At 66.4% G+C, this 15,763-nt stretch carries 11 protein-coding genes and 1 riboswitch; of the genes, 5 read left to right on the top strand and 6 right to left on the bottom strand.

What is annotated here, in order from left to right; genetic code table 11:
- Positions 1–11 precede the first annotated feature (11 nt).
- From QZ497_RS21670 to QZ497_RS21660, 3 genes are read right to left on the bottom strand one after another with little or no spacing between them, the layout of a single operon-like run.
- The gene (locus QZ497_RS21670) at positions 12–803 is read right to left on the bottom strand and encodes an ABC transporter ATP-binding protein (protein ID WP_295479521.1); all 792 of its coding nucleotides are present in this window, start codon (positions 801–803) and stop codon (positions 12–14) included.
- The gene (locus tag QZ497_RS21665; RefSeq protein WP_295479627.1) at positions 800–1,822 is read right to left on the bottom strand and encodes an iron chelate uptake ABC transporter family permease subunit; all 1,023 of its coding nucleotides are present in this window, start codon (positions 1,820–1,822) and stop codon (positions 800–802) included. The genes QZ497_RS21670 and QZ497_RS21665 overlap by 4 nt, the downstream gene beginning before the upstream one ends.
- The gene (locus QZ497_RS21660) at positions 1,819–2,832 is read right to left on the bottom strand and encodes an ABC transporter substrate-binding protein (protein ID WP_295479518.1); all 1,014 of its coding nucleotides are present in this window, start codon (positions 2,830–2,832) and stop codon (positions 1,819–1,821) included. Before QZ497_RS21660 ends, QZ497_RS21665 begins: the two co-directional genes overlap by 4 nt.
- A 135-nt stretch (positions 2,833–2,967) precedes the next feature.
- A riboswitch (cobalamin riboswitch) is annotated at positions 2,968–3,160 on the bottom strand.
- Positions 3,161–3,413: 253 nt separating this feature from the next.
- On the opposite strand from QZ497_RS21660, the gene QZ497_RS21655 reads away from it, so the two are divergent.
- On the top strand, positions 3,414–5,474 hold the full coding sequence (locus QZ497_RS21655; protein WP_295479516.1) for an ATP-binding protein: 2,061 nt from the start codon (positions 3,414–3,416) through the stop codon (positions 5,472–5,474).
- 60 nt (positions 5,475–5,534) lie between these two features.
- Positions 5,535–7,007 (top strand): MFS transporter, encoded by a 1,473-nt coding sequence (locus QZ497_RS21650; RefSeq protein ID WP_295479513.1) that lies wholly within the window; start codon positions 5,535–5,537, stop codon positions 7,005–7,007.
- A gap of 113 nt (positions 7,008–7,120) precedes the next feature.
- Here QZ497_RS21650 and QZ497_RS21645 read toward each other — a convergent pair whose 3' ends face one another.
- Genes QZ497_RS21645 through QZ497_RS21635 form a run of 3 tightly spaced genes read right to left on the bottom strand, consistent with a single transcriptional unit; the run spans position 7,121 to position 9,679 of the window.
- Positions 7,121–7,573 carry a DUF411 domain-containing protein gene (locus QZ497_RS21645; RefSeq protein ID WP_295479624.1) on the bottom strand — a complete coding sequence of 151 codons (453 nt, stop codon included), beginning with the start codon at positions 7,571–7,573 and terminating at the stop codon, positions 7,121–7,123.
- Entirely contained in the window at positions 7,545–9,008 is a 1,464-nt protein-coding gene (locus QZ497_RS21640; RefSeq protein WP_295479510.1) for a heavy metal sensor histidine kinase, read from the bottom strand. Before QZ497_RS21640 ends, QZ497_RS21645 begins: the two co-directional genes overlap by 29 nt.
- Positions 9,005–9,679: a heavy metal response regulator transcription factor gene (locus QZ497_RS21635; RefSeq protein WP_295479507.1), complete on the bottom strand. Its 675-nt coding sequence runs from the start codon at positions 9,677–9,679 to the stop codon at positions 9,005–9,007. Before QZ497_RS21635 ends, QZ497_RS21640 begins: the two co-directional genes overlap by 4 nt.
- Positions 9,680–9,940: 261 nt before the next feature.
- Between QZ497_RS21635 and QZ497_RS21630 the strand changes: the two genes are divergently transcribed.
- From QZ497_RS21630 to QZ497_RS21620, 3 genes are read left to right on the top strand one after another with little or no spacing between them, the layout of a single operon-like run.
- The gene (locus QZ497_RS21630) at positions 9,941–11,143 is read left to right on the top strand and encodes a TolC family protein (protein WP_295479621.1); all 1,203 of its coding nucleotides are present in this window, start codon (positions 9,941–9,943) and stop codon (positions 11,141–11,143) included.
- A 60-nt stretch (positions 11,144–11,203) separates the two neighbouring features.
- Positions 11,204–12,502, top strand: coding sequence for an efflux RND transporter periplasmic adaptor subunit (locus QZ497_RS21625; RefSeq protein WP_295479504.1), 1,299 nt, complete (start codon positions 11,204–11,206; stop codon positions 12,500–12,502).
- A gap of 11 nt (positions 12,503–12,513) precedes the next feature.
- Positions 12,514–15,642, top strand: coding sequence for a CusA/CzcA family heavy metal efflux RND transporter (locus QZ497_RS21620; protein ID WP_295479502.1), 3,129 nt, complete (start codon positions 12,514–12,516; stop codon positions 15,640–15,642).
- Positions 15,643–15,763 lie beyond the last annotated feature (121 nt).

Genomic DNA, 15,763 nt, shown 5'->3' with positions numbered 1-15,763 from the left:
CGACGCCCTCGTCAGAGCGGTGTCAGGCGTAGAAAGCGGGTGCCGTCCAGCGGATCGCTCAGCCAGCGCGCCTGCACACCGAACACCGCCTGCAGACGCTCGGGTGTCAGCACCGTCTCCGGTGCGCCGAGGGCCACCAGCCGGCCCTGATGCAACACCGCCAGGCGGTCGCACTGCAGAGCCTGGTTGAGGTCATGCAGGGCGATGACGCTGGTGACCGGCAACGCCTTGACCAGTCCGAGGATGTTCAACTGGTGCTGGATATCCAGATGATTGGTGGGCTCGTCCAGCAGCAGGATGCGTGCCTGCTGGGCCAACGCCCGGGCAATGTGCGCGCGCTGGCGCTCGCCACCGGACAGCGTCTGCCAGCGGCGCTCGCTCAGATGCAGCAGGTCCACATCGGCCAGGGCCTGCTGCACGATGCGCTGGTCCTCGCTGCTCCAGGGCGCCAGCGCCGACAGCCAAGGCGTGCGGCCCAATTCCACGGCATCGCGCACGCTGATCGCATCGGCGGTCTCGGCCTGCTGTTCCACCAACGCCAGCCGTTGCGCAACGTCGCGGCGGTTCAGGCTGGCCAGGGGCAGGCCGTCGAGCCACAGCTCGCCGCTGGCTGGCGCTTGCAGGCCGGCCAGCAGCCGGAGCAGCGTCGACTTGCCTGAACCGTTGGGGCCGACGATGCCTAGGGTTTCGCCCGGGATCACTCCCAGGCTCACGTCCTGCAGCAGGGCCTGGCCCTTGATGATGCAGGTCAGTGCGCGACAGGCCAGTGCCGTGGTCCCTTGGGCCTGATTGAAGGCATTCATCGTGGACGTTGCCCCCGGATCAGGATCAGCGCGAACACCGGCGCGCCGATCAGCGCGGTGATGACGCCCACCGGCACGGTCTGGCCCTTGATGAGGGTGCGCGACAGCACGTCGGCGGCGATCAGGAACAGCGCACCGCACAGGGCGCTGAGCGGCAGCAGCCTGGCGTGCCGTACGCCCACCAGCAGGCGCACCGCGTGCGGGATGACCAGGCCGACGAAGCCGATGGAGCCGACGATCGACACCAGCACGGCGGTGACCAGTGCGGTGCAGCCGATCAACGATACCTGCACGCGCCGTACCGCGATGCCCAGCGAGGCCGCCGAGTCGCTGCCGAACAGGAAGGCATCCAGGGCGCGCCGATGCCACAGGCACACCAACAATCCGGCCAGCACCACGGGTACGGCCAGGGCCACCGAGTGCCAGCGCACGCCACTGAAATTGCCCAGCAGCCAGAACATGATGCCGCGCGCCTGCTCGGAACTGGCCGATTTGGTAATCAGGAACGAGGTCAGGGCATTGAACAGCTGCGAGCCGGCAATGCCCGCCAGAATGATGTGGCTGGCGGCATTCGCACGCTGCGACGAGCGCGCCAGCAGGCTGACCATGGCGAAGGCCGCCACCGCGCCGACGAAGGCTCCGGCCGACAGGGAAATTGCCCCGGCGCCCAGACCCAGCAGCGCCACCAGTACCGCGCCGGTGGAAGCCCCGGCGGAAATGCCCAGCAGGTAGGGTTCGGCCAGCGGGTTGCGCAGCAGCGATTGCAGCACCACCCCGGACAGCGCCAGGCCGGCGCCACAGGCGGCGGCGACGATGGCACGGGTCAGCCGGTAGTTCCAGATGATGCCTGCGTCGATGGGATCGACGGGGTAACCGGCCTGCCAGAGTTTGTTGGCCAGGATCTGCGCGACCACCTGCGTGCTGATGTGGGTTTCACCGATGCTGGCGCCGACGATGATGGCCACCAGCAGCAGGGCGCTCACCCACAGGCCGTGCACAAGGATGCGTGGCATGTTCAGCGCGCACCCGTGATGCGGTCGGCGGCGGCTGCCAGTTCTTCGAGGCCGGTGAACAGGCGCAGGCCGGCCTGCATGGCTTCGGCGTCGATGACCACGATGCGGTCGTGACGCACCGCGTCCATGTTGCGGGTCACCGGGTCACGCTTGAGGAATTCGAGTTTCTTGCGGTAGTCGTCGGCCGGGAAGCGTCGACGGTCCATGCGCGCGATCACCAGGATGTCGGGGTTGGCCTTGGCGATGCGTTCCCAGCCGACGGTTGGCCATTCCTCGTCGGATTCGACGATGTTGCGCATGCCCAGGCTGTTCAGCATGAAATCCGGGATACCCTTGCGACCGGCCACGTAGGGGTCGATGTCGAGGTCGGCGCTGGAGTACCAGAACACCGCCGAAAGGTCGCGCTGACGATTGTGCTGCGCATGGGCGACTGCCGCCGCGAGGCGCTGTCGAAGTTGCGCGACCAGTGCCTGACCGCGCTCCTGGACATCGAAAATCTGCGCCAGCTGTTCGACGCTCTGGTACAGCGTGTCGATGCGGAAGGCCTCCAGCCGGGTGCCGTCGGCGCCGACCAGGTTGTCCTTGCCTTCGCAGTCGGAGGGCATCAGGTAGGTGGGGATGTGCAGTTCGTGAAATTGCTCGCGGGTGCCGACCACGCCTTGCTTGCCGACCATCCACTCCAGTTGCACCAGTACCAGGCCCGGCCGCTTGCCGAGTACCGCCTCGAAGCTCGGCGCGTTGTCTGCCAGGCGCTCGACCTTGTCGTTCTCGGCCTGGTAACGCGGGTCCACATCGTTGAACCACAGCGAGGTGCCGGCCAGGCGTTCGCCCAGCCCCAGCGCATAGAGCATCTCGGTGCCGGCCTGGCCGATGGTCACCACCTGGCCCGGGGCCTGGGTGAAGGTCAGCGGCATGCCGCAGTTTGCCAGGGTCAGGGGGTAGCGGGTAGGCTCGGCCACGGCCGTGGCGCTGAACCCCAGGGCGGCGGCGAGCAGCAACAGGCGGGGTGTGGGCATGCGGCGCGGTCTCCTTGCGTGGTGGTAGCGGGCGGCGCACCGAAGGAAACACACCCCGGTCGCATGCCCTCGGGCAAGGTGCGACCCGACCTGCCGAAACGCAGGTGCGGATGTCCTTCCCGGACACCCCGCCGGTCAGTGATCGAATGTGTCGGCAGGTCTCCTGACTGGCATGTCATGGCCTGCTTCCGGCCTTCCCGGGGTGGCCCAGTGGCGGTATGGAGCGGCTCGATGCCTACAGTTGCGGGGGCAGTTTCGGTTTGGCCTGTACGCAGGCCTGCGAATTCCCTGTTAGTTCCTCTCGGAAACCGACGGCGGCGATGGTAAACGATCTGTCCGGCCGAGGCGAATACACGTACAGCGGTCCCGGATTTCAGACAGGTGGTCCGAAAATATACGGGGGGGCGGATAAAAGCCTGGCGTTGTGTGTCAAAACTCCCCGCTTACCGGCTATGCTCGCGCCGCTTGGCTGTCCGCCTCGGCCCCATCCTGTCGCGGGAGACCGATCCGGCATTGGCCGTGCCTGCCCTCGACCCCTTGGCGCTTTTCGACCAAGCCTTCGCTCATGGAGCCCTTTGCCGTTGACCGCTGAAACTGCTCCCGTCTTGCTGCTCTGCACGCCAGACCCTGCGCAGGCCGAAGAACTCCGCGCGCTGCTTCTGCCGTTCTACCGCGTCGAGCTGTACGACGACCTGCAGGCGGTGGCACGCCGCGTCGGTATGGACACCGGCCTGCTGCTGCTGACTCAACAGACGCTGCGTGACGATCCTTGCACCCTGGCCGCCGCGCTGCGCGCGCAGCCGGAATGGTCGCAGGTGCCCATCATGCTGCTGACCCCTGGCAAGCTGGGCGCTGCCGACCAGGCGTACCATGCGTTGCCGGAAGAGGCCGGCCATGTCGTGGTCCTGGAACGCCCGTTCAGCCTCAACACCTTGCTCAGCATGGTCGCCGCCTGCTGGCACGCCCGCGCCCGCCAGTACGATATGCGCGACCGCCTGGCCGAACTGGCCGAAGAGCGCGGTCGCCTGCAAGCACTGCTGGAAAACATTCCGGTCGGCGTGTGCTTCATGGACGAACACGGCCAGAGCCTGATCCGCAATCCGCTGTACCGGCGCTACGTGCCGGATGACCTGATTCCCTCTCGTTCGCCGGAAAACGCGCTGCGCTGGGTGGCGCTGGATGACCACGGCAGTCCCTTGCCGCGCGACATGTTCCCCGGCGCCCAGGCGCTGCGCGGTGTGCCGGTCAATGGCATCGAGTTTCGTCACACCCTCGAAGACGGTATGCCGTCCTGGATGCGTGTCAGTGCCGTGCCGCTGTACGGCGAGCAGGGCAAGATCATCGGCGCCGCCTCGGTGATCGTCGACATCAACAAGGAAAAGCAGGCGGAACTGTCGCTGCGCCGCTTCGCCGACGAGCTGGAAACCCAGGTGCAGGCGCGTACCCAGGCATTGGACAGTGCCCTGCAGCAACTCAAGGCCGAGAGTGCCGAGCGCGCACGGGCCGAAGAACAACTGCGCCAGTCGCTGAAAATGGAGGCGGTGGGGCAACTGACCGGCGGCATCGCGCACGATTTCAACAACATGCTCACCGGCGTGATCAGTGCCCTGGAGCTGATCCGCCTGCGTCTGGGCAAAGGCCGGCTCGACGGCGTCGAACGCTTCATGGATGCCGCGTACAGCTCGGCGCAGAGTGCCGCCTCGCTGACCCAGCGTCTGCTGGCGTTCTCTCGGCGCCAGTCACTGGACTCCCGACCGGTGCAGGTCAATACCCTGATCCTGGCGTTCCAGCAGTTGCTCGAAGGCCTGCTCACCGAGCAGGTGCGTGTAGAACTGCAACTGTGCAGCGAGGATCCGTGGATCTGGGCCGACGCCAATCAGCTGGAAAATGCCGTACTCAACCTGGTGATCAATGCCCGCGACGCCATGCCCGACGGCGGCGTGCTGACCATCGCCACCGGCCTGCATCCTGGCAAGGGTGGGCAGGAAATGGTCGATATCAGCGTGCGCGATAGCGGGGCCGGCATTCCCCGTCGCCTGCTGGACAAGGTGCTGGAGCCGTTCTTCACCACCAAACCCATCGGCCAGGGCACCGGCCTGGGCCTGTCGATGGTGTATGGCTTCGCCACCCAGAGTGGCGGGCATCTGGGCATCGCCAGCGAGGAGGGCGAGGGCACGACGGTGACCATCAGCCTGCCGCAATGCGTGACCAGGACCGAGGACGCCGAAGTCATGGCTTCGGCCGCCATACCGGGCAACGGGCAGACCATCCTGCTGGTGGAAGACGACGACTCGGTGCGGCTGATCAATCAGGAAGTGCTGCAAGAGCTTGGCTACCAGGTGGTGGTCGCACGTCAGGCCGAAGAGGCGCTGCGCCTGCTCGACGACCTTCCGAGCCTCGACCTGCTGGTCAGCGATGTGGGCCTGCCCGGCATGAATGGTCGGCAACTGGCCGAGGTGCTACAGCAGCTGTACCCGAGGCTGCCGGTATTGTTCCTCACCGGGTATGCCGAGGGCGCGATCAAGCGCGAGGACTTCCTCGGCCCTGACATGCACTTGCTGACCAAGCCGTTCAGCCTCGACGTGTTGGCCCATCAGGTGGCGCAGATGCTCGAAAGGCGCGCGTCGCACGCGAGGCGTTGAACTCTGCCTGAAGCGGTTGAATCACAAGGGCAGGGGATCGACACACAGGGAGGGTCGGCGATGCACTCGCCTTCGTTGCAAAAACGCCTGGAGCCGCAGGGCTCCAATGCCGTGCATGTCTATGAAACCGACCTGCCGGCGCGTCTCGACCGGCTGCCCTGGAGCCGCTTCCACACGTTGCTGGTCTTTGCCTTGGGTATCACCTGGCTGCTCGACGGACTGGAAGTGACCCTGGCCGGCTCGGTGGCCGGTGCGCTGAAAGACAGCCCCGTGCTGCGCCTGAACAACGCCGACATCGGCCTGGCCGGTGCGGCCTACATTGCCGGGGCGGTGCTCGGGGCGTTGCTGTTCGGTTGGCTGACCGACCGCCTGGGGCGGCGCAAGCTGTTCTTCATCACCTTGTTCCTGTACATCGGCGCCACCGCTGCCACGGCGTTTTCCTGGAGCCTGGCGAGCTTTCTGCTGTTCCGCTTCCTGACCGGGGCAGGCATTGGCGGCGAGTACACGGCGATCAACTCGACCATCCAGGAGTTCACCCCGGCGCGCTTTCGCGGCTGGGTGGACCTGACCATCAATGGCACTTTCTGGATCGGCGCGGCACTGGGCGCGCTGGGCGCCATCGTGTTGCTGGACCCGAACTTCGTTGGCAGCGAAACCGGCTGGCGCCTGTGCTTTGGCATCGGTGCGCTGCTTGGCTTGCTGATCCTGTTCATGCGCCTGTGGATCCCGGAGAGCCCACGCTGGCTGATGATCCACGACCGCCCCGAGCAAGCCCGGCGCATCGTCGAGGCTATCGAGGCCGGTTATCGCGCACGGGGCATCGACCTGCCGCCTGTGCAAAGCCCACCACTGCGCCTGCGCGCCCGTCACCACACTCCGCTGCGGGAAGTGTTCAGCACGCTGTTCGTCGCGCACCGCGTGCGCGCCCTGGTGGGCATGAGCCTGCTCACCGCACAGGCGTTTTTCTACAACGCGATCTTCTTCACCTACGCCCTGGTGCTCACCGACTTCTACGCCGTGCCCTCGGCGCAGGTCGGCTGGTACGTGCTGCCCTTCGCCCTCGGTAACTTCTGCGGCCCCCTGCTGCTCGGCCGTTTGTTCGACGTGGTGGGGCGGCGGGTGATGATCAGCGCGACCTACTTCCTCTCCGGCGTGCTGCTGGCAATCAGTGGCTATCTGTTCGCACAGGGCCTGCTGACGGTCGTCGAACAGACCATTGCCTGGATGGTGATTTTCTTCTTCGCCTCGGCGGCGGCCAGCTCGGCGTACCTCACCGTGGCTGAAACTTTTCCCCTGGAAATCCGTGCCCTGGCCATCGCCGTGTTCTATGCCTTCGGCACCGGCCTGGGCGGCATCCTTGGCCCGACCCTGTTCGGCGCGCTGATCGACAGCGGCGAACGCAGCCAACTGCTGCTCGGCTACCTGCTCGGCGCAGCACTGATGATTCTCGCCGCCGGCGTGCAGGCTCGCTGGGGCGTGGCAGCAGAGCGCCGCGCATTGGAGGATGTGGCCAGGCCGTTGTCGCAGGCTTAGGCACCCTCTGTTCGCTTAAGCGGCTGTGGCCCGGTGGGAGCGGCTTCAGCCGCTACCTACCCGTTCCAACCGAACGTACTGGCTTTGGCGGTGATGCCGTTTGGTCAGCGCCTTCAGCGGCCAGGGTAGTCGGCCACCACTTGGCGTTCCCCCGCTGCGGTCACGCCGATGACCTGGTAGGCATCCTGGCGGTCGCCATATTCCATGCCCGGCGAGCCCATTGGCATGCCCGGTACGGCGATGCCCAGCAGCTCGGGGCGCTTGTCGAGGTCGATGATCTGCTGCGCCGGCACGTGGCCTTCGACGAACTTGCCGCCGATCACGCCGGTATGGCACGAACCCAGGCTCTGCGGAACGCCCAGGCGCTGCTTGACGGCGGCCATGTCGGTTTCGACATGCTCGTTGACGGTGAAACCGTTGTCCTGCAGGTGCTTGATCCACTGCTTGCAGCAGCCGCAATTGGCATCGCGGTGCACGTCGAGGGGCGGCGCGGCCTGGGCGAGGGTGGCGCTGCTGGCGACGGCGGCCAGGATGAGGTTACGCAGAGGCGTGCTGAAGTTCTGCAAGCGCATGGGCTTTACTCGCTTTGTGAGGCGTGGATGTCGGCGCCGGGAAGGTCAGGGTGAAGGTGGTCAGGCCATCGGTTTCACTGCTGACTGACACCTGCCCGGCATGAGCGTGCATGATCGAGCGCACGATGGCCAGGCCCAGGCCGGTGCCGCCCTGGTGGCGCGCGCGGCTGGCGTGCACGCGGTAGAAACGGTCGAACAGGCGTGGCAGGTGCTCGGCGGCGATGCCTTCGCCGGGATTGCTGACCGCCAGGCTGGCCTGCCCGTCGCGCATGCGCAGTTGCAGGCGCACAGGGCTGCAGTCCGGAGCATGGCGGATGGCATTCGATAGCAGGTTGGAGAAGGCGCGCTGCACCATCAGGCGGTCGCCAAGTGCCGTGGCCTGGCCTTCGATCTCAAGGCGGATGCCCTTGTCTTCGGCAGTCAGGGCAAACAGTTCCACCACGCGTTCGGCTTCGGCGCGCAGGTCGAGTTCACTGGCTGCCAAGGGCGCGGAGGGCTGGCTGACGCTGGCCAGGTAGAGCATCTGCGAGACCATGCGCGACAGGCGCTCCAGCTCCTCGGTGCAGGATTCCAGCGCCTGCTTGTAGTCCTGCGCAGGGCGCGGGCGGGACAGGGTCACCTGGGCCTTGCCCATCAGGTTGTTCATCGGCGAGCGCAGTTCGTGGGCCAGATCATCGGAAAACTGCGTGAGCTGGCGAACGTCGTCGTCCAGGCGCTGCAGCATGATGTTGATGGCCTTGGCCAGTTCCTGAAGCTCGTCGGGCAGGCCGTCGCTGGTCAGCCGCTGCGACAGGTCGCGTGCCGACACCCGGCCGGCCACCTTGCGAAATGCCTTGAGTGGACGCAGCGCGCGACGCACCACCCACCAGGCCCCGCCACCGGCCAGCAGGAAGATCACCGGCATGGCCACCAGCGTGGACTGTACGTAGGCCTGCAGCAGGTTGGCATCATCCTGACGGTCCAGGGTCAGTACCGCCATGACCTGTTGCCCGCTACGCAGCTGGATCAGCCGCGATGCGCTCAACAGGTCGTGGCCCTGGGGGCTGCTCAGGTTGACGAAGTCGTCGGGCTGGCCGCTGCCGAATAGCGGCGGCAGCACGGTGTCCTCATCCTTGCCGATCACCAGCAGACGCTTGCGCGGCACGCTGCTGTCCAGCAGGGTCAGGGTGAAGTTGTCGTGGCCGATGATCTGGTCGCGCAGGCTGTGGGAGTTGAGCCCCCGGTCGGCGCCGGACCAGTAGCCCTCGGTGAGGCTATGGCGCACCTGGTTGAGCTTGTCGGTCAGCTCGTTGCGCGCCCGGTCGTCCAGTTGGCGAGAGATGGTCAGGCAGGAGAGGGTCGCCATGCCCAGCACCAGCAGCGCGCACAGTGCGCTGACGGTCAGGCCCAGACGCATGGATAGCCGCATCGAGGGGCGCGCAGGCTTCATTCCCGGTACTCCAGCACATAGCCTACGCCACGCAGGGTGTGGATCAGCTTGCTTTCGAAAGGGTCGTCGATCTTGGCGCGCAGGCGGCGGATCGAGACTTCGACGACGTTGGTGTCGCAGTCGAAGTTCATGTCCCAGACCTGCGAGATGATGCGCGTGCGGCTCAACACCTCGCCACTGTGGCGCATCAGCAGGTGCAGCAGGGCGAACTCCTTGGTGGTCAGGTCGATGCGCCGATGGCCGCGAAAAGCTCGATGGCGACCGTGGTCCAGCTCCAGGTCGGCGACCCGCAGCACGCTCGGCAGCCCCGGCTGGTCGCTGCGGCGCAGCAGGCTGCGCACCCGGGCCAGCAGCTCGGGGAATTCGAAGGGTTTTACCAGGTAGTCGTCGGCCCCCATGTCCAGACCCTTGACCCGGTCTTCGAGGCGCCCGCGTGCGGTGACCATCATCACCCGCGTATGGCTTCTGGCACGCAGTGCCGCCAGCACCTCCCAGCCTTCGAGCTGCGGCAGGTTGACGTCGAGGATGATCAGCTCGTAGTCCTGAGTACGCGCCAGGTGCAGGCCGTCGATACCGGTACTGGCGATGTCAACCACGTAGCCGTTCTCCGACAGGCCCTGATGCATGTATTCGGCCGTCTTGGGTTCATCGTCGACAACTAGGATCCGCATGGATGTTTCCTGTGCTGGGTGGCAGGGCGGCGATTCTGCAGGTTGTAGCTGCTACAGGGTCAAGCCGCTGGAAACTCTAATACAGGGGCTCTGGGCGTTGGGCTGCCTTACAGAATTGTAATTTCCGGGCAATCCTGGCGATAACGGCGCCTTTCTACAGTCCCCGGCACTGAATGGGCGGGCCGTCCGGGCTCGTCTGCGCGTTGTACCTGGGGAGGTCTGAACGTGTCCGGGGATCGAAATCCTTTACTGCCGTCGCGCTTGGCGTGCGGGCTGTTGTGCGCGTTGCTGTTCGGCGCAGGCCCGGCCCAGGCTGCCGACCTGAGCCTGGCGGCGGCCATCGAGGCGGCCTTCGCCAATAATCCCGAGCTGGCCGCCGTGCGCCAGGAACTCGGTATCGCCGCCGGCGAACGGCGCCAGGCGGGGCTGATGCCCAACCCGGAACTGTCGTGGGAGGCCGAAGACACCCGTCGTGATAGCCGCACCACGACGGTGATGCTCAGCCAGGCCCTGGAGCTGGGCGGCAAGCGTGGTGCGCGCATCGAGGCGGCCGAGCGTGGCCAGGACGCCGCGCAGCTGGAACTGGAACGCCAGGCCCTGGAGCTGCGCGCCGACGTGGTCGCGGCCTTCCATGCGGCGGCGCGGGCGTACACCGCCGTAGAGCTGGCCGAGCAGTCCCGGCAGTTGGCCCAGCGTGGCCTGCAGGTGGCGCAGGGGCGGGTGCGTGCCGGTCAGGTCTCGCCCATAGAAAGCACCCGCGCCCAGGTGCAACTGGCGGAAACCGAGCTGCAACTGCGCAGGGCCCGGGCCCTGCGCGACGACAACCTGCGCCAGGTGGCCAGGCTCACCGGCCTGCCCGCCGAGGGCATCGATGGCCTCGGCGGGCAGGCGCTGGCACCCGGCAGTGCGCCCGCCGCCGCCGACCTGCTGGGGCGCCTGGCGCAGACCCCGGCGCTGCGCCTGGCCGAGATGCAGATCCGCCAGCGCGAGGCCGACCTTGGTGCGCAGCGTGCTCAGCGAATTCCCGACCTGACGGTCAGCGTCGGCAGCCAGTACAGCGAGCAGGAGCGCGAGCGGGTGAATGTCGTCGGCCTGTCGATGCCGTTGCCGCTGTTCGATCGCAACCAGGGCAATGTCCTGGCCGCGTCCCGGCGTGCCGACCAGGCCCGCGACCGCCGCAACGCCGTAGAGCTGGACTTGCGTACCCGAACCCGCTCGGCCCTGGAACAGTGGGCCACGGCGGCCAATGAGGTGGAGTCGTTCAGCCAGGTGATCCTGCCGGCCGCGCGCACCGCCGTAGACAGCGCCTCGCGGGGCTTCGAGATGGGCAAGTTCGCCTTCCTCGACGTGCTCGATGCCCAGCGCACCCTCATTGATGCCCGCACCCGCTACCTCGAAGCCCTGGCCGCCGGCAGCGAGGCGAGAGTGGCCATAGAGCGTATCTACGGCGCCAGCCAACCCTGATTTTCGATCCGCGCCCTTGCCACTGTGTGGTGCGGGCCTGTCACCCAAGCAGGAGCACTCATGAACAACACACGCAGCCTGGCCATTGCCGTGGCACTGGTCGCCTTGGGCGTCATCGGCGGCCTGACGGTCAACGACGAACGGGGCCTGCCGCTGGCCGGCGCGCAGGCCGCCACGAGCGATGAGCACGACCACGATCATGCCGAACCCCCGCCCGCCAAACCGGATGAAAAATCGCGGAAAGCCGCCGAAGCGGCGCATGGGGCCGAGGACGGCGATGCGCAGGGCAAAGGCGAAGAGCCGCATGAAGGTGAGCACGGCCATGAGGAGGCGGGGCAGGTGCCGCTCTCGGCCGAGCAGATACGCAGCGCCGGTATCGACGTGGCCGTGGCTGCGCTGCGGCCGATGAGTGCTTCGGTGAGTTTTCCTGGCGAGATCCGCTTCGACGAAGACCGTACCGCGCACCTGGTGCCGCGTGTCAGTGGTGTGGTGGAACAGGTCCTGGTCGAACTTGGCCAGCCGGTGAAGAAGGGCCAGGTGCTGGCGGTAATTGCCAGCCCGCAGATCGCCGACCAGAGAAGCGAGCTGCGCGCCGCACAACGGCGCCTGGAAACCGCGCGCCGCACTCTGGAGCGGGAAAAGACCCTGTGGCAGGACCGCATCTCGGCCGAGCAGGACTATCAACTGGCCCGCCAGGCTTTCGAAGAGGCGCAGATCAACCTGGCCAACGCCCGGCAGAAACTTTCGGTAATCGGGGGCGGGGGCAATCCGGCCGGCGGCAACCGTTATGAAATGGTCGCGCCCTTCGATGCGATGGTGGTGGAAAAGCACTTGAGCATCGGTGAGGTGGTGGGCGAGGCGAGCAACGCCTTCACCCTTTCGGACCTGTCGCGGGTCTGGGCGACCTTCGGGGTCACGGCCAGGGACCTGGACAAGGTGCGGGTCGGCCGCGAGGTGCTGGTCAGTGCGCCGGAACTCGCGACTCAGGTGCAAGGGCGCGTGGGCTATGTCGGCAGCCTGCTTGGCGAACAGAACCGCGCGGCACCGGTACGCGTCACCCTGGCCAACCCGCAGGGTGCCTGGCGTCCGGGCCTGTTGGTGGATATCGAAGTCGCGGTGGGTCAGGCCCCGACGGTGCTCAGCGTGCCGGAGGCGGCGCTGCAGACCGTCGACAACGCCAGTGTGGTGTTCCTGCGCAATGCCGAGGGGTTCAAGGCGCAGCCGGTGAAGACCGGGCGCCGGGCCAATGGCCAGGTGGAGATCCTCGACGGCCTGCAGGCCGGCACTGAAGTGGCCGTCGCCGGCAGCTTCGTTCTTAAGTCCGAGCTGGGCAAAGGCTCGGCCGAACACGCTCATTGAGGCCGCCCTACATGTTCGAACGCCTGATTCAATTCGCCATCGAGCAGCGCATCGTGGTGATGCTCGCCGTGCTGCTGATGGCCGGCCTGGGTATCGTCAGCTACCAGAAGCTGCCCATCGATGCCGTGCCGGACATCACCAATGTCCAGGTGCAGATCAATACCGCTGCGCCGGGCTACTCGCCGCTGGAAACCGAGCAACGCATCACCTTCGCCATCGAAACCGCCATGGCCGGTCTGCCGGGGCTGCAGCAGACCCGCTCGCTGTCACGCACCGGGCTGTCACAGGTGACGGTGATCTTCCAGGAAGGCACCGACCTGTTCGCCGCCCGCCAGTGGGTCAGCGAGCGCCTGCAGAACGCTCGCCAGCAGCTGCCAACCGGCGTGGATGCGGTGATGGGGCCGGTTTCCACCGGCCTGGGCGAGATCTTCCTGTGGACGGTGGAAAGCCGCCCCGGCGCTCTCAAGGACGATGGCACGCCCTATACGCCCACAGACCTGCGGGTGATCCAGGACTGGATCATCAAGCCGCAATTGCGCAATGTGCCGGGTGTGGCCGAGATCAACACCATCGGTGGCTTCGCCCGGCAATTCCAGATCGCCCCGGATCCGCGCAAGCTGGCGGCCTATCGCCTGACCCTCAATGACCTGCTCACCGCGCTGGAGCGTAACAACGCCAACGTCGGTGCCGGCTACATGGAGCGCAGTGGCGAACAGCTGGTCATCCGCGCCCCAGGTCAGCTGAGCGGCCTGGACGATATTGCCGACGTGGTGATCAGCAGTGCCCAGGGCACGCCGGTCAGGGTGCGCGACGTGGCGCAGGTGATGATCGGTAAAGAGCTGCGTTCTGGCGCCGCCACCGAAAACGGTCGTGAGGTGGTGCTCGGCACGGTGTTCATGCTCATTGGCGAGAACAGCCGCAGCGTCTCCAGGGCCGTGGCGGCCAGGCTGGAAGAGATCAACCGCACCCTGCCCGAAGGCGTGGTGGCCGTCACCGTGTACGACCGCACCAATCTGGTGGAGAAGGCCATCGCCACGGTGAAGAAGAACCTGGTCGAGGGGGCGGTGCTGGTCATCGCCATCCTGTTCCTGTTCCTCGGCAACATCCGTGCGGCGCTGATCACCGCCATGGTCATTCCGCTGTCGATGCTGTTCACCTTCACCGGGATGTTCGGCAACCGGGTCAGTGCCAACCTCATGAGCCTGGGCGCCCTGGATTTCGGCATCATCGTCGACGGGGCCGTGGTGATCGTCGAGAACTCGATCCGGCGCCTGGCCCACGCCCAGCATCGTCACGGCCGCCTGTTGACCCGGGCCGAACGCTTCCACGAGGTCTTCGTCGCCGCCCGTGAGGCACGCCGACCGCTGATCTTCGGGCAACTGATCATCATGGTGGTGTACCTGCCGATCTTTGCCCTCACCGGGGTCGAGGGCAAGATGTTCCAGCCCATGGCCTTTACCGTGGTGATTGCCCTGCTGGGCGCGATGATCCTGTCGGTGACCTTCGTACCGGCCGCCATTGCCATGTTCGTGACTGGCAAGATCAAGGAAGAAGAGGGCCTGTTGATGCGCAAGGCGCGCGAAAGCTATGCCCCGGTGCTGGGCTGGGTGCTGGGCCATCGCAACCTGGCCTTCGGCGTGGCGGTCCTGCTGGTGGGGGTGTCCGGTTTTACCGCCAGCCGCATGGGCAGCGAGTTCATCCCCAGCCTCAGCGAAGGCGACTTTGCCCTGCAGGCCCTGCGCGTGCCGGGCACCAGCCTGAGCCAGTCGGTGGACATGCAGCAGCGCCTGGAAAAGGCCGTGATGGAACGCATGCCGGAAGTCGAGCGGATCTTCGCCCGTACCGGAACGGCGGAAATCGCCGCCGACCCGATGCCGCCGAACATTTCCGACAGCTACGTGATGCTCAAGCCGCGCAGTGAATGGCCCGACCCGGACAAGCCCCGCGACACCCTGATCGCCGAATTGCAGGCGGTGGCTGCCGGTGTGCCAGGCAGCAACTATGAGCTGTCGCAGCCCATCCAGCTGCGCTTCAACGAGCTGATTTCCGGGGTGCGCAGCGACGTGGCGGTGAAGGTGTTCGGTGACGACATGCAGGTGTTGAACCAGACCGCCACACAGATCGCCGCCAGCCTGCAGGGCGTGCCTGGTGCCTCGGAAGTGAAGGTGGAGCAGACCACCGGCCTGCCGGTACTGAACATCAATATCCGCCGTGACCAGGCGGCTCGCTTCGGCCTGAATGTCGGCGACGTGCAGGACGCCGTCGCGATCGCCGTTGGCGGTCGAGAGGCCGGTACGCTGTACGAGGGCGACCGGCGTTTCGACATGGTGGTGCGCCTGCCCGACAGCCTGCGCACCGACCTGGATGCCCTGGCCAGTCTGCTGATCCCGGTGCCCGGTGGCGCGGGCCAGCAGATCGGCTTCATCACCCTGGCACAGGTTGCCAGCCTGGATCTGGAACTGGGACCCAACCAGGTCAGCCGCCAGAATGGCAAGCGTGTGGTGGTGGTCAGCGCCAACGTGCGCGGTCGTGACCTCGGGTCGTTCGTCCAGGAGGCCGGCCAGCGGCTGCAGGAGCAGGTGCGTATTCCCGCGGGCTACTGGACCTCCTGGGGCGGCCAGTTCGAGCAACTGCAATCGGCGGCGCAACGCCTGCAGATCGTCGTGCCCATCGCCTTGCTGCTGGTGCTGACGCTGCTGTTCATGATGTTCAACAACCTCAAGGATGGCCTTCTGGTGTTCACCGGCATTCCCTTCGCCTTGACTGGCGGGGTGTTGGCCTTGTGGCTGCGCGACATCCCGTTGTCCATCTCGGCGGGCGTGGGCTTCATCGCGTTGTCTGGCGTGGCGGTACTCAATGGTCTGGTGATGCTCGCCTTCATCCGCAACCTGCGCGAGGAGGGCCGTTCGCTGGCTGACGCCGTGCACGAAGGCGCGCTGACCCGTCTGCGCCCAGTGCTGATGACAGCCCTAGTGGCGTCACTGGGGTTCATTCCCATGGCCCTGGCCACCGGCACCGGTGCCGAGGTGCAGCGGCCCCTGGCAACGGTGGTGATTGGCGGCATCCTGTCGTCCACGGCACTGACCCTGCTGGTGCTGCCAGCGCTCTATCAATGGGCGCATCGCCGCGATCCCGACTGATTCACCAGCGCCAGCGCAGAACGCCCGCGGTCGCAAGACAGCGGGCGTTCTGCCTATTGAGCCTGGGGTTTTGCAGATGACGAAATGGTCATTCTGGGGTCATGCCGGGTTAATTCACGGC

The organism is uncultured Pseudomonas sp. (genome assembly GCF_913777995.1).
In the GTDB taxonomy this organism is placed as follows: domain Bacteria; phylum Pseudomonadota; class Gammaproteobacteria; order Pseudomonadales; family Pseudomonadaceae; genus Aquipseudomonas.
The sequence above is the reverse complement of the archived record's forward strand: the minus strand, read 5'-3'. Positions and strand labels throughout refer to the sequence as shown.